This window comes from Pseudomonas sp. EL_65y_Pfl1_R83, assembly GCF_963970695.1.
In the GTDB taxonomy this organism is placed as follows: domain Bacteria; phylum Pseudomonadota; class Gammaproteobacteria; order Pseudomonadales; family Pseudomonadaceae; genus Aquipseudomonas; species Aquipseudomonas tritici.
This window is the reverse complement of record NZ_CAXAQI010000001.1, coordinates 60388-73100: the sequence shown is the minus strand read 5'-3', so window position 1 is coordinate 73100 and position 12713 is coordinate 60388. Positions and strand designations below refer to the sequence as shown.

The window sequence follows — 12713 nt, the reverse complement described above, 5'->3', positions numbered from 1 at the left end:
TGTGGGAGCTTCCTCACCGGCAACGCCATCACGGTGGTGCTCGGTGTGCTGTTCTCGGTGGTGTTTATTGCTGTGATGTTCTACTACAGCGCGTGGCTGACCTTGATTGTCCTGTTGTCGCTGCCCTTGTATTTCTTGGTATCGCTGATAGTTACACCCGTCCTGCGTGCGCGTTTGCAGGATAGCTTTGCACGCGGTGCGGAAAACCAGGCATTTCTGGTCGAGACCGTGAATGGCATCGATACGGTGAAATCCATGGCGGTTGAACCTCAGGTCGTCCGCAAATGGGAAGACCAGATTGCAGGCTACGTCGCCGCAGGTTTCAAGACCCAAAACCTTTCGGCGATTGCCAACGAGAGCGTGTCCTTTATTGGGAAACTGGTCACGGTGGCGACGCTTTGGATGGGCGCACGACTGGTGATTGACGGTCAATTGACGGTGGGCGCACTGATAGCGTTCAACATGATGGCCGGCAGGGTCTCCCAACCGATTATGCGTCTGGCGCAGCTCTGGACCAGCTTTCAGCAGACCGGCGTTTCTGTGCAGCGCCTGGGGGATATTCTGAACTCGCGCACGGAAATGGCTCAGGCGGCGCGCAGTGCGCTACCACCGTTGAAAGGTCATATTGAATTTGACCAAGTGCATTTCCGGTATCGGGTGGATGGCTCTGAAGTCTTGCGCGGTATCAGCGTGCAGATCGAGGCTGGGCAAGTCATTGGCGTGGTGGGGCGTTCGGGCTCTGGAAAGAGCACGCTGACGCGTTTACTCCCGCGCTTGTATGTTCCGGAACGTGGGCGAGTACTGGTCGACGGCATGGATTTGGCGTTGGCCGATGTGTCGTCGTTGCGCAGGCAGATTGGTGTGGTGCTCCAGGACAACATGCTGTTCAACCGCAGCATTCGCGAAAATATTGCACTCACAGACCCCGGTATCGCGTTGGAGTCGGTCATGCAGGCCGCACAAATGAGCCGGCTCAATGCTCATGGTCTGTCCTTGTCGAGTAGGGATCAACACCTCCGCCGGGTAGGGGTCGGTCATGCTCGTCCAAGGTAGGGGCAGTGGCAGCCGGTGTAAAATGCCGTCTGGTTCTATCCTAATTATTAAAATAAAGAATCATATTTTGTATTTTTGATTAGTAAATTGCATTTTATGCAGGGTGCGCAGTGTAAGGCTGACCGTTGATAACGTTGTATTTCCCCTTGGGCTGAGGTCTGATGGGCGCCGAATAGGGCACGTCAACGGTAGGAGATTTATGCGGGCAGAACTTGCGCAATATGGCGGCATCACCGTCATGGTTCCGGCCGCGATAATCATTGCTGTATGGCTCTGGTATTCCAATCCTCGGGCACTTCGGACCTGGGTACTGACAGTCGGTGCCACTTACTTACTGGTTGCACTCAGCAAGGTGTTGTTCAAGGGGTGGGGCTTATCGTTTCAACACTTGGACATCGCCGTATTAAGCGGCCATGCAATGAACACGTGCCTGATGGTCACGGCGGGCGCGAGTCTGGTGGCGCGTCAGTTCAACCCGGCTTTGCGCTGGCCGGCGGCGCTGGTGGGGTTATTGGCAAGTCTGTGGTTCAGTGCCTATTGCGTCGCGCCTTATATCCATCCGTTGAATGAAGCCTTGGCTGGCGCGGTGCTGGGTGTGGGCGCGGCGCTCGTGTTTCTTTGGCGGATTGAAGCCACCCCTGTCAAGGTCTCCCCCTCGTTTATCGGTGGCGGGTTGGTGGTCTTGTTGGCCTGTGCCCTGTTGCCCAAGTACAACGCCGAGTTGCTGCTCAATCGTGTCGCAATCACGCTGTCGGGGGCCGAGCAAGCCCATCAAGAACCTTCATGGCGCTCGGATGCTGCGCACAGGAAGGCCGAGTAAGTCACCAGGTCCAAGGCCCGGTTGCTTTCCACCATCAGCTCCAGCAACACCGTCTGTGCGTTGAAGCGCCGCACATCGCCGCGCCGCCGCGCCTCTTTCATCTGCTTGAACAGCGTATGGGTGACTTCCTGCGGGGAACTGCCGTGCAGTTGTTCAAGCCAGCGCCCGATGGCCTGGGTATTGCGCCGATACTGCGCGCCCACCGCCGGCTCGGCAAAGCCTTCGAACATCCCCGTGAGTTTCCTCAGCGCATAGCGGCGGATCACATCATCTAGCAGGCTCATGGCCGTTCCTCGGTGCCGGAGATGTTCGCCAGCAGCTCGGCGGTCTTGACCTGCATGAGCTGGCTGTCGCCGCGGCTTTCCACGCACAAGCATACCGACAATGCGTCACTGACCTGCAACTTGAAGCGCCAATCGGCAAAGACCATGGACAACCCGGTACAGGACTCATCGCTGTCCAGCGAGTTGTCGCCATATAACAGCTGCATGCGCTCGACGACGCGCGTTGAGTTATTCACGTCAACATGAATATTTCCCGAAGAAGGAAATAGGCCAATGCGCTCTACCAATAACTTTGAAGTGTTCATGGCCGTCCCTTCGCTGTTGCAGTCAGGCGGCACTTTATTATGTAGAGGGGGAAAAGTACTGGAATGTTATTTTTCGTCGGTTAATACAACTGTTGTTATTTTTTGTCTTGCGCGATAGATGGTCGCCCTTTATCAGCTGTGGTCATAATTACTCGGAAATTAGTTGTTGGTTGTTTAATAAGGTCGTCCCTTTTGCCGAAAAATAAGCATGCGGTGCGTGGGAGGTTGCCTTGTTCAAAAAGATATTAATCGTGTGCATCGGCAACATCTGCCGAAGCCCCACAGCGGAACACTTGCTGGGCGTCGCGCTTGCACCTTCCGGCATCCGGGTGAGCTCGGCCGGCCTGGCGGCACTGCGTGATCACCCACTGGAGCCGCTGGCGGGGCAAGTGTTGCAGGAGCATGGGCATGTGCCCCTGGTGCACAAGGCGCGGCAACTCAGTGTGGAAGCGGTGAGCGAAGCCGACCTGATCCTTGTGATGGAGCAACGGCACATCGACGGTGTGCTCAACCTGGCCCCTGAAGCACGGGGCAAGGTGTTCCTGCTGGGCAAATGGCAGCACGACCGCGAGATCACCGACCCCTATCGCCAGGGCAAGCCTGCCTTTGTGCAGGCCTATGCATTGATCGAACAGGCTGCGCAGGCCTGGGCCCAGCGCTTGGCGCGCTGATGCTCCCTCTTTAAATGATTGCAAGGACGAAGACGCGATTTATGTACTCACCCCAGAACGCCTCCCCGGACACCCCCCACCGTGACGAGATCGATGTGCTCGGCATGCTTGGCACCCTGATCGATCATAAGTGGCTGATCGCGGGGATTACTGGCACGTGCATGCTGATCGGCGCGGCCTACGCCATCTTGGCGGCGCCGGTGTTCCAGGCGAATGCGTTGATCCAGGTGGAACCGAAGAAAAACGACATGCTCGGTTTCTCCGATGTCAGCAGCCTGCTGGGGAAAGAGTCGCCGGCGGTGACTGAGATCGAGCTGATCAAGTCGCGCACCATCATCGGTAAGACCGTGGACACCTTGGCGCTGGATATCACCATCAACGCGCAGTATTTTCCGTTGATTGGCGGCTTCCTGGCACGACGTTACGCACCGGAGCATAAAGGCGATATTGCTCCGCCGCTGTTTGGGTTCAGCCGCTACTCGGCCGGTGGCGAGCAACTGTTGCTGACCACGTTGAAGCTGCCTGCCGGGCTGCTGGGCACCCAGTTGATACTGGTCGCCGGCGCTGACCAGGCCTACACGCTGTTTGATGAGGACGGCAATCAGATCGCCGCAGGCCGCGCCGGTGTGCCATTTGCAGCCGACGGTGTTGAGGTCCTGATCAAGGAGCTACGCGCCAACCCCGGTACGCACTTCAAAATTGTGCGCAAGCCACGGCTGGATACCGTGGCCGACTACCAAGACCTGCTCACAGTGGTCGAGCGCGGCAAGGAGTCTGGGATCATCAGCCTGTCCCTGGAGAGTAGGCGTCCGGCGTTGGCGATTCGTACGTTGAATGAAATCTCTAATCTCTATGTGAAGCAAAACGTCGACCGCACCTCGGCCGAAGCGGCGCAAAGCTTATCATTCCTCAACGACCAACTGCCCCAGGTGCGCCGCGACTTGGAAAAGGCTGAAAACGCCTTGAACCGCTTTCAGACCCGGAGCAAATCCATCGACATCAGTCTCGAAGCCAAAGCCGTGCTGGACCAAGTGGTGGCCCTGGACACTGGCATCTCCGAACTCAAGCTGCAACAGGCCGAGATGGACCGCAAGTTCACTCCGCATCATCCGGCTTATCGCGCGTTGATCGCCAAGCTCGCTGAACTCAACGCCAAGCAAGCGCAGATGACCAAGCGTGTCGAAGGCTTGCCCAGCACCCAGCAAGAACTGCTCAGCCTGACCCGAGATGTGCAGGTGGGTACCGAGATCTACACCCAGTTGCTCAACCGGTCCCAAGAGCTGGACGTGATGCGTGCCGGGACTGTGGGCAACGTGCGTTTGATCGACAGCGCCGACGCTAACCTTGCCAAGCCCGTAGAACCGCGAAAAGCCATCGTGGTGCTGCTCACCATGGTGTTGGGCGGCATGTTGTCGGTCGGGCTGGTACTGGTGCGCAGCCTGCTCAACCGACGCCTGGAAAGCCCGGATGACATCGAGAAACTCGGGCTACCGGTGTACGCCTCGATTCCTTTCAGCCTGTTGCAGAAGGCCGAGGAAACCAACGCAGCCAAGGGCCGCTCGGCCGCACCGTCGTTGCTGGCGCTCAATCACCCTCACGACTTGGTGATGGAGGCCATGCGCAGCCTTCGCACCAGCCTGCACTTCGCCATGCTCGAGGCCAAGAACAACCGATTGATGATCACCAGTCCCAGCCCCGAAGTGGGCAAGACATTTGTCTCGGCCAACTTGGCGGCGATTGTCGCGCAGTCGGGCCAGCGCGTACTGCTGATCGACGCCGATATGCGCAAGGGTTACTTGCATAAGATGCTTGGCAAGAAAGTGGAAGAGGGTTTGTCCGACCTGCTGGCCAAACGTTGCGATTTGCAGCAGGCGATTCATCCGACGGCTGTCGAGCGTTTTGATTTTATCGGACGTGGGCAGATTCCGCCGAACCCGTCCGAGCTACTGATGCACCCCAATTTTGCCGCTCTGCTGGCTGAGGTCAGCGAACACTATGACTTGGTGATCATCGACACGCCGCCACTGCTGGCCGTAACCGACGCCGCGATTGTCGGACGCCTGGCGGGCACCAGCCTGTTGGTGACCCGATTTGGAGTGAGCTCGGCGAAGGAAATTGAGCTAACCCTGCGGCGCTTCCACCAGAACGGCATTGAGCTCAAAGGGGCGATCTTCAATGGCGTGGAAAAACGTCGTTCCGCCAGCTATGGCTACGGCGACTACGGCTATTACAGCTATGCCTATCAGTCCGACAAGGTCTGATGAGCCATGAACAAAGTGCTTGAAATGCCCCGTTCGTTGTCGCGTCGTTTTCGCCTCAACGTGCTGAGTTATGGCTACACCCAATTGGTGACGTTGGCGGCGCAACTGGTGCTGGTACCGTTTTTCTTGCATGCCTGGGGCACGGGGCGCTATGCCGACTGGCTGGTGCTCACCGGTATCCCGTCGATGCTCAGCCTGCTCGACTTGGGGGTGGCACAGGCCTCGGCCACAAGCGCCACCTTGCGCGCCAGCCAAGGCGATGTGCCCGGTGCGCGGCGCAGTGTGCAGACCGCATTGGCGTTTACCCTGGTGGTGGTCGCGTGGGTGCTGATGTTCGCCCTGACCGTGGGGCAGTGGGTCGACTGGGTGGGGCTGCTCAAGCTTAAGACCCTGGCCCCCGAACAGGCCAGTCTGGTGGTGCTGTTCATGTCCGGCTACCTGTGCACGCGTCTGCTGGGTGGGCCGATTGACGCCTGGTTCCGGACCATCGACAAGACTGTCGGCGGGGTCTTTATCATGGCCAACCGTAGGACCTTGGATATTGTGCTGTCCATCGTTGTACTGCTGCTCGGCGGCTCGGAGCTGCAACTGGCACAGGGCATGTTTTTCAGCCAAGTGCTGTTCCTAGTGTTGGTGACCCTGTTTGTTCGGCGTATTTCACCTTGGCCGCTATTGGGCCTGGCGTCGGCATCCTGGGCCGAGTTTCGGGGAATCTGGAAACCGGCGCTGGGTAGCGCGGCGATCCCGCTGGCCCAGGCGATCACCCTGCAAGGCGGTCTGCAAGTGCTCAACCAGATCGCCGGCCCGGCCGTGGTTGTGGGTTACACCATGGCACGCACCCTGATGCGCCTGATCATTCAGCTCGGCATCACCTGCAGCAATGCCCTTACACCGGAAATCTCGCGGCTGGCCGGGCGCGGTCAGTTTGAGCAGGCGCGGCGTTTCACCCAGCGCGCCAGTTCATTGGTGCTGGGTCTGTGCATGCTGGTGTATGCCGCTGGTATATGGGCCGGGCCGCAGATCATCCTGCTGTGGAGCCATGGCCTGGTGCAGGTCGACCGCGTGTCCCTGGCGCTGATCGGCTCCCACACGATCTTGAATGTGGCGTGGTTCATCCTCGCGGCCATGCTCATTTCGACCAATCGTCACACCCGCACTTCGCTGATCTATGCGGTGAGCAGCGCGGTGGCCTTGCTGCTGTGGCTGGCGTGCAAGGAGCGCATTGAGCCGCTGCTGGGCGCCTCTTTGCTGCTCTCTCTGCCGGAACTGGTGGTGCTGGTTTACCTGCGGGTGCTGCGTGCTGGGGAGGTAGGGACATGATGCTATCCCAGGCGCGCCTGACCCTCTACCTACCGCTGACGTTTTTCGCTTTGCCGTTGGCGCTCAGTAACAACCTGTCGCAGCCCTTGGCGCTGCTGCTGTTACTGCCGTTCGTAGTGTATGCGGCGCGTGGTTTTACCCGTGCGTTGCCGTTAATGGCACTGGTGATTGGTTCAAGCGTGTTGCAGGTATTGGTCAGCAGCGGCGCGAAAATTTCCCTGTATCAGTTCCTGCGTTCGGGCATTCCGTTTTTCTATTTTGTACTGCTATTGGCCGGTTACAGCTATGTGTTGGCCAATGTGGAAAAAATTGCCCGGGCTCATCGTTCCAACTACCGCCAGATCATCGAGCGGGTCATCTATATCTTTGCTCTCGGCCAGTTGCTGCAGGTCAGCCTGTACGGGGTTGGCATTGACCTGACCAACGCCGCCTCTAAGTCCAGCGATGAGGTGGGCCGCATCATGCTGTTCCCCACCAGCTCGGCGGTGTTGCTGTTTTTCTATGCCTGCTGCCAGCGCAAGATCGGCTTGATGCTGATCCTTGCCGTCACGCTGCTGGCCGCTGGATCCAAGACAATCCTCGCGGCGATGGCGGTGATGATCCTGCTGTCGGCCATTACCCAACGCAAGCTCAAATCCCTCGCGGTGCTGGTGGTCGCCATCGGCGCTCTGGGCACCTTGACGTTCTATGCCAGCCCCCTGGCGGTGTCACGCTTTGCCACTTACCTGTTTGAAGAAAAGGGTGAGGACGTGACCCGCGCGTTCGAGATCGCCCATGCCAAGGAGTCGTTCCTGGAAAACCCGGCCACGGTGTTTCTCGGTAATGGCCTGGCCAAGCAGTTGACGCCAGGGGTGCCCACCAACGATGAACGCTGGTTCGAGAACTCCAAGTTCGACATCGAGAACGGTTATTGGGGGTTGATCGCCAAGCTCGGGGTGGTCGGTGTGGCGTTGTTCTGCCTGCTGTTCCGCACCCTGCCGCGCAACCCAGTGTCGCTGGCGGTGGTCGCGATCCTGCTGATTTTTTCGTTCAAGACCAGCTACCAGTTCTTCACCACCTTTGATGGCAGCTATTTGCTGGTGTGGTCGATGTTCATCGGTTTGCTCAACAAAGCCACGCCTGCGCGCCAGGCCTTTGTCCCGCCGGGACCCCCTACACATTCCTTATTAAGACAGGCTGGATTATGAGCGCATCTGCACGCCCCATTAGGGCCGGGATACTGACCTACCATTTCAGCGAGAACTTCGGCGCCGTGCTGCAAGCCTATGCCTTGCAGCGCTGGCTGCAGCAACAGGGCCTGCAGGTGAGCCTGATCAACTACCACCCGGCCTATGTCGAGGATGGCAGCGAGATTCGGCAGCTGTTCAACCCGCGCCAGCTCAAAGCCAATCTCAAGGCGGTTTACCTCAAGGCCCTGGCCTTGAAAGCCCAGGTGCTGGGGCCGAATGCCCAGTCCCGCCAATTCCAGGCATTCAAAGCGCGTTTCCTGAATATCCATGAGCCGCGCTACGCCCACGCCGACCAGCTCAACCAGGCCGTCGCCGGTCAGCAGTTGCTGGTGGCGGGCAGTGACCAGATCTGGAACCCCTCGGGCCAGACTGGTCTGGATCCGGCGTACTTCCTGGCGTTCGATTGCGACAAGACGATTCGGCGCATCTCCTACGCCGCCAGTTTCGGTAAGGAATACCTGGAGCCCGAGTACCACGCCCGGGCCGAAGGCCTGCTCAAACAACTGTCGGCGATCAGCGTGCGCGAAGAGAGCGGGGTGGGCATTGTGCAACAGGTCAGCGGGCTCACCGCCCAATGCGTACCCGACCCGACGTTGCTGCACCGTGATTATTCAGCGCTGCTCGCCACAGCCACTCAGACCCGTACTGGCCACGTGTTCTGCTACGCCCTGCGCACGGGCGTGGGCGTGCGCGAAGTGGCCCTGTCGCTGTCCCAGCATGTAGCCGGGCCGATCGTTTCGCCGTACAACGCACACCGCCGTTGGCGGCAGATCGGCGAGACAGTGCAGGTCGGCCCCCAGGACTGGCTCAAGTTGCTCAAGGAGTCGGCCTACGTGGTGACCAATTCCTTTCATGCGACGGTGTTCTCGATCATTTTCGAGAAGCCCTTTATCGCTGTGGGGTTGCCGGGTAACAAAGCCTCGCTGAATGCCCGGGTGCGTAACTTGCTGGAGAAGCTGGAACTGTCGCAACGCTTTCTAGCGGCGGACAACGTCGACCAGGTTCAGGCCCTGATCACGGTGCCGATTGATTGGATGGCGGTGCGTGCACGGCGCCAGGCCTTACAGCAAGTGGGCGAGCGCTACCTGTTGGAACAACTGGCGGCGCTGCGCTCATGAGCGATTTTGCCCAACTCAAGTATGTCGACACCTTGCCCCGTAGCAACAAGGCCCGACGCCTGTTGTGGGGCATCGTCTACCAACTGCTGTTTCGGCCGACACCGCGCTGGATGCTGCACGGCTGGCGCAGTTGGTTGCTGCGTCGCTTTGGCGCCAAGGTCGGCGTGGGTTGCCGGATTGCGCCTACGTGCAGCATCTGGGCCCCGTGGAATCTGGAGATCGGCGATTACACCGCCATTGCTGACGGCGTGGATGTGTACGCCATGGCCAGGATCACCCTGGGTTCGAAGGTCGCCATCAGCCAGCGCAGCTTCCTGTGCACAGGCACCCACGATACGCGCAGCCTGCTGCGGCCCTTGCTGACGCGAGAAATCCTGATCAAGGACCACGTGTGGGTGGCTGCCGAATCCTTTATCCATCCCGGCTGCGTGCTGGAGGAGGGCTGCGTGGTGGGCGCGCGATCAGTAGTCATCGCCAACCTGCCGGCCTGGATGATTTGCGTCGGTGCGCCGTGCCGACCCATCAAACCGAGAGACATCACACTATGAAACAGTTGAAACGCATGATGGATAAGGCGTGGAAGTTGATGTTTTTCATCAGCGAATTCTATCGCGACATGCTCATGTTTATTCGCTACAACGGTTATTCGCCGCTGGAGGGCAGCAACAAGAAGCTGTTCTACAAGATCTTGATCGAAACCCACACAGTGGAAAAAGGCTTGTCCCTCAAGGAGCCCAAACCGCTGTTCGGTAAGGACAAGATCAACGGCATCATCCATATGCTCAACGATTACGATCGCACCTATTCGGCGTTGCCATTGGAGATGGCCCTGGGCGCTTTCCAGGGCTACCTCGACTTGCACCGCACGCTAGGCGTGAGCGACGAATTCTTGTTTTACCTGGACGCCTATGTAGAGCACCTCAAGCGCGACGGTACCCCCGGTACGGGCGGCATCAAGCGCGCCGCGCCGTGGCCGGGCAGTGGTGGGCTTGATGCCAAGGCATTCCTGCAATCACGCTCCAGTTGTCGCATGTTCCAGGCCGGCAAGATCGACAGCCACTTGCTGACTTCGCTGGTGGAGCTGGCGCAGTCATCACCCTCGCAGTGCAATCGCCAATCATCGCGAGTTCATGTGTACCAAGACCGTGAAGTGATCGCGCAATTGCTTGAGCTGCAAGGTGGATCGCGCGGCTTTGCCCAGTCGGTGGACAACCTGTTTGTGGTCACTTCGGAAGTCACCGCCTGGGGCGGTGCCGGCCAACGCAACCAGCTTTACGTCGACGGAGCCTTATTTTCTATGGGGCTTTTGTTGGCGTGCCACGCCAACGGTCTGGGTGCGTGTCCGCTGAACCTGGCGATCCTCAATTCGGTGGAAAAGAAAATCCGCAGCATCGGCGCCATTCCTGCCAGCGAGCGGCTGATCATGATGATCGCCGTGGGCCTACCCCTGGAGAGCCATTTCCGCGCTGCGCGTTCACCACGCAGGCTGACCACCGAAGTCCTGCAACTGCACGGAGGTTGATATGAAGCGCGAAACCGTCAGCGTGATCATCCTCACCTATAACGAAAGCCTGCACATTGCCCGGGCCATCGATTCGGTGCGGGCCTTCAGTGATGAAGTGCTGGTGGTGGATTCGTTCTCCACCGACGACACCTGTGACATTGCGCGTCGCCACGGCGCGCGGGTGGTGCAGCACCCTTTCGTCAACCAGGCCAAGCAGTTCCAGTGGGCGCTGGACCATTTGCCCATAACCGGTAATTGGACCCTGCGCCTGGACGCCGATGAAATCATTGAGGCTGACCTTGCCGCCGAGATCAATACGCGGCTGCCGACGTTGGCCAGTGATATCACCGGCATCAACTTCAAGCGCAAGCATATTTTCATGGGCCGCTGGGTGCGCCATGGCGGGCGTTACCCGTTGAAGATGCTGCGGTTGTGGCGCACCGGGCTCGGGCGCATGGAAGACCGCTGGATGGACGAGCACATGTCGGTGGCCGAGGGCCGCACGATCACCCTGGAGGGTGGGTTTGCCGACCATAACCTGCATGACTTGACGTTCTTCACCCACAAGCACAACGGCTATGCCACCCGTGAAGCGATTGAAGTGCTTAACGCACGGCTCGGGTTGTTCGCGATCCGCGATGAGCTGCATACGGGGCAGAGTTCGTTCCAGGCCAAGGCCAAGCGCCTGGTCAAGAACCGTGTGTATAACCGCGTGCCGTTCACCCTGAGTTCGACGGCGTATTTCTTGTGGCGCTACATCATCCAACTGGGGTTTCTCGATGGTCGCAGCGGCTTGGTCTATCACTTGCTGCAGGGCTATTGGTACCGCTTCCTGGTGGGCGCCAAGGTGCTCGAACTGGAAACCGCGATTGCTCATTTAAACGATAAGGACGCCATTGTCCGGGAACTTTCAAAGTTGACCGGACATAACTTGAACCTGCCCACACCGAAGTAACTGACCGTTTTTAACAAACACCCAAGTTTGGGTGTCGGCCTTCGCTCGCCTATCAATTGGGAGACAGACATGAATAAAGTCGCGCTTATTACCGGAATTACCGGTCAGGATGGCTCGTACCTGGCGGAACTGCTGCTGGAAAAAGGCTATACCGTGCACGGCCTCAAGCGACGTTCTTCGTCGTTCAATACTCAGCGTATCGATCACATTTACCAGGACCCTCAGGCCCTGCATAAAAACCTCATCCTGCACTATGGCGACCTGGCGGATTCGTCGAACCTGACGCGCATCATCCAGCAGATCCAGCCCGATGAGATCTATAACCTCGGCGCGCAATCCCACGTAGCGGTGAGCTTTGATTCGCCGGAATACACCGCCGATGTGGATGCCCTGGGCACCTTGCGCATTCTCGAAGCAATACGCCTGTTGGGCCTGGAAAAGAAGACCCGTTTCTACCAGGCCTCGACCTCCGAATTATACGGTCTGGTGCAGGAGACCCCGCAGAAGGAAACCACGCCGTTCTACCCGCGTTCGCCGTATGCCGTGGCCAAGCTGTACGCCTACTGGATCACCGTGAATTTCCGCGAGGCCTATGGGCTGTATGCGTGCAACGGGATCCTGTTCAACCATGAGTCGCCGCGTCGCGGTGAAACCTTCGTGACACGCAAGATCACCCGCGCCCTGGCCAACATCGCCCTGGGCCTGGAGCCGTGCCTGTACATGGGCAACATGGATGCCCTGCGCGATTGGGGGCATGCCAAGGATTACGTGCGCATGCAGTGGATGATGCTGCAACAGGACAGCCCCGAGGACTTTGTGATCGCCACCGGCGTGCAGTATTCGGTGCGTGATTTCATCCGCTGGTCGGCGGCGGAACTAGGACTGGGCTTGCGCTTTGTCGGTAAGGGTGTGGAGGAGGTGGCGGTGGTCGAGCGCATCGACGGCGACCTGGCGCCGGGCATCCTGGTGGGCGATGTGATTGTGCGCGTCGACCCGCGTTACTTCCGCCCGGCAGAAGTCGAGACGCTGCTCGGTGACCCGTCCAAGGCCAAACGCTCGCTCGGTTGGGTGCCAGAGATCACAGCGCAGGAAATGTGCGCGGAGATGGTCCGCGAAGACCTGAAGATCGCCCGGCGCCACGCCCTGTTGCGCCTGCACGGGCATGACGCACCGATTGCCGTGGAGAACTGAGC

12 protein-coding genes and 1 pseudogene are annotated in these 12713 nt (G+C 59.0%); 11 read left to right on the top strand and 2 right to left on the bottom strand.

The annotated features are described in order from the left end of the window. Together AACY08_RS00365 and AACY08_RS00360 are read left to right on the top strand one after the other, a co-directional pair. Positions 1-961 (top strand): annotated as a pseudogene (locus tag AACY08_RS00365) (ABC transporter transmembrane domain-containing protein); the annotation flags it as partial. A gap of 291 nt (positions 962-1252) precedes the next feature. Next, positions 1253-1873, top strand: a complete 621-nt coding sequence (locus tag AACY08_RS00360) for a hypothetical protein (RefSeq protein WP_339467271.1) — start codon at positions 1253-1255, stop codon at positions 1871-1873. Here AACY08_RS00360 and AACY08_RS00355 read toward each other — a convergent pair. Together AACY08_RS00355 and AACY08_RS00350 are read right to left on the bottom strand one after the other, a co-directional pair. Beyond that, positions 1825-2157 (bottom strand): hypothetical protein, encoded by a 333-nt coding sequence (locus AACY08_RS00355; RefSeq protein ID WP_339467270.1) that lies wholly within the window; start codon positions 2155-2157, stop codon positions 1825-1827. The genes AACY08_RS00360 and AACY08_RS00355 overlap by 49 nt on opposite strands. Then, positions 2154-2462 (bottom strand): phosphomannomutase, encoded by a 309-nt coding sequence (locus AACY08_RS00350; protein WP_339467268.1) that lies wholly within the window; start codon positions 2460-2462, stop codon positions 2154-2156. The genes AACY08_RS00355 and AACY08_RS00350 overlap by 4 nt, the downstream gene beginning before the upstream one ends. 230 nt (positions 2463-2692) lie before the next feature. Between AACY08_RS00350 and AACY08_RS00345 the strand changes: the two genes are divergently transcribed. From AACY08_RS00345 to gmd, 9 genes are all read left to right on the top strand, one after another. After that, positions 2693-3133 (top strand): low molecular weight protein-tyrosine-phosphatase, encoded by a 441-nt coding sequence (locus tag AACY08_RS00345; protein ID WP_065876044.1) that lies wholly within the window; start codon positions 2693-2695, stop codon positions 3131-3133. A 41-nt stretch (positions 3134-3174) separates the two neighbouring features. After that, complete coding sequence (locus tag AACY08_RS00340) at positions 3175-5394, top strand: polysaccharide biosynthesis tyrosine autokinase (RefSeq protein WP_339467267.1); 2220 nt, start codon at positions 3175-3177, stop codon at positions 5392-5394. Between the two features lie 6 nt (positions 5395-5400). Continuing rightward, positions 5401-6714 carry a lipopolysaccharide biosynthesis protein gene (locus AACY08_RS00335; protein WP_339467266.1) on the top strand — a complete coding sequence of 438 codons (1314 nt, stop codon included), beginning with the start codon at positions 5401-5403 and terminating at the stop codon, positions 6712-6714. After that, complete coding sequence (locus AACY08_RS00330) at positions 6711-7901, top strand: O-antigen ligase family protein (RefSeq protein ID WP_339467265.1); 1191 nt, start codon at positions 6711-6713, stop codon at positions 7899-7901. The genes AACY08_RS00335 and AACY08_RS00330 overlap by 4 nt, the downstream gene beginning before the upstream one ends. Continuing rightward, a complete protein-coding gene (locus AACY08_RS00325; RefSeq protein ID WP_339467264.1) occupies positions 7898-9061 on the top strand; it encodes a polysaccharide pyruvyl transferase family protein in 1164 nt (387 codons plus the stop codon). The genes AACY08_RS00330 and AACY08_RS00325 overlap by 4 nt, the downstream gene beginning before the upstream one ends. Continuing rightward, the gene (locus AACY08_RS00320; RefSeq protein ID WP_339467262.1) at positions 9058-9609 is read left to right on the top strand and encodes a putative colanic acid biosynthesis acetyltransferase; all 552 of its coding nucleotides are present in this window, start codon (positions 9058-9060) and stop codon (positions 9607-9609) included. The genes AACY08_RS00325 and AACY08_RS00320 overlap by 4 nt, the downstream gene beginning before the upstream one ends. Beyond that, positions 9606-10583 carry a nitroreductase family protein gene (locus tag AACY08_RS00315; RefSeq protein WP_339467261.1) on the top strand — a complete coding sequence of 326 codons (978 nt, stop codon included), beginning with the start codon at positions 9606-9608 and terminating at the stop codon, positions 10581-10583. Before AACY08_RS00320 ends, AACY08_RS00315 begins: the two co-directional genes overlap by 4 nt. Before the next feature lies 1 nt (position 10584). Next, positions 10585-11520, top strand: coding sequence for a glycosyltransferase family 2 protein (locus tag AACY08_RS00310; RefSeq protein WP_339467260.1), 936 nt, complete (start codon positions 10585-10587; stop codon positions 11518-11520). 69 nt (positions 11521-11589) lie between these two features. Then, positions 11590-12711, top strand: a complete 1122-nt coding sequence (gmd, locus tag AACY08_RS00305) for a GDP-mannose 4,6-dehydratase (RefSeq protein ID WP_339467259.1) — start codon at positions 11590-11592, stop codon at positions 12709-12711. Positions 12712-12713: the final 2 nt, after the last annotated feature.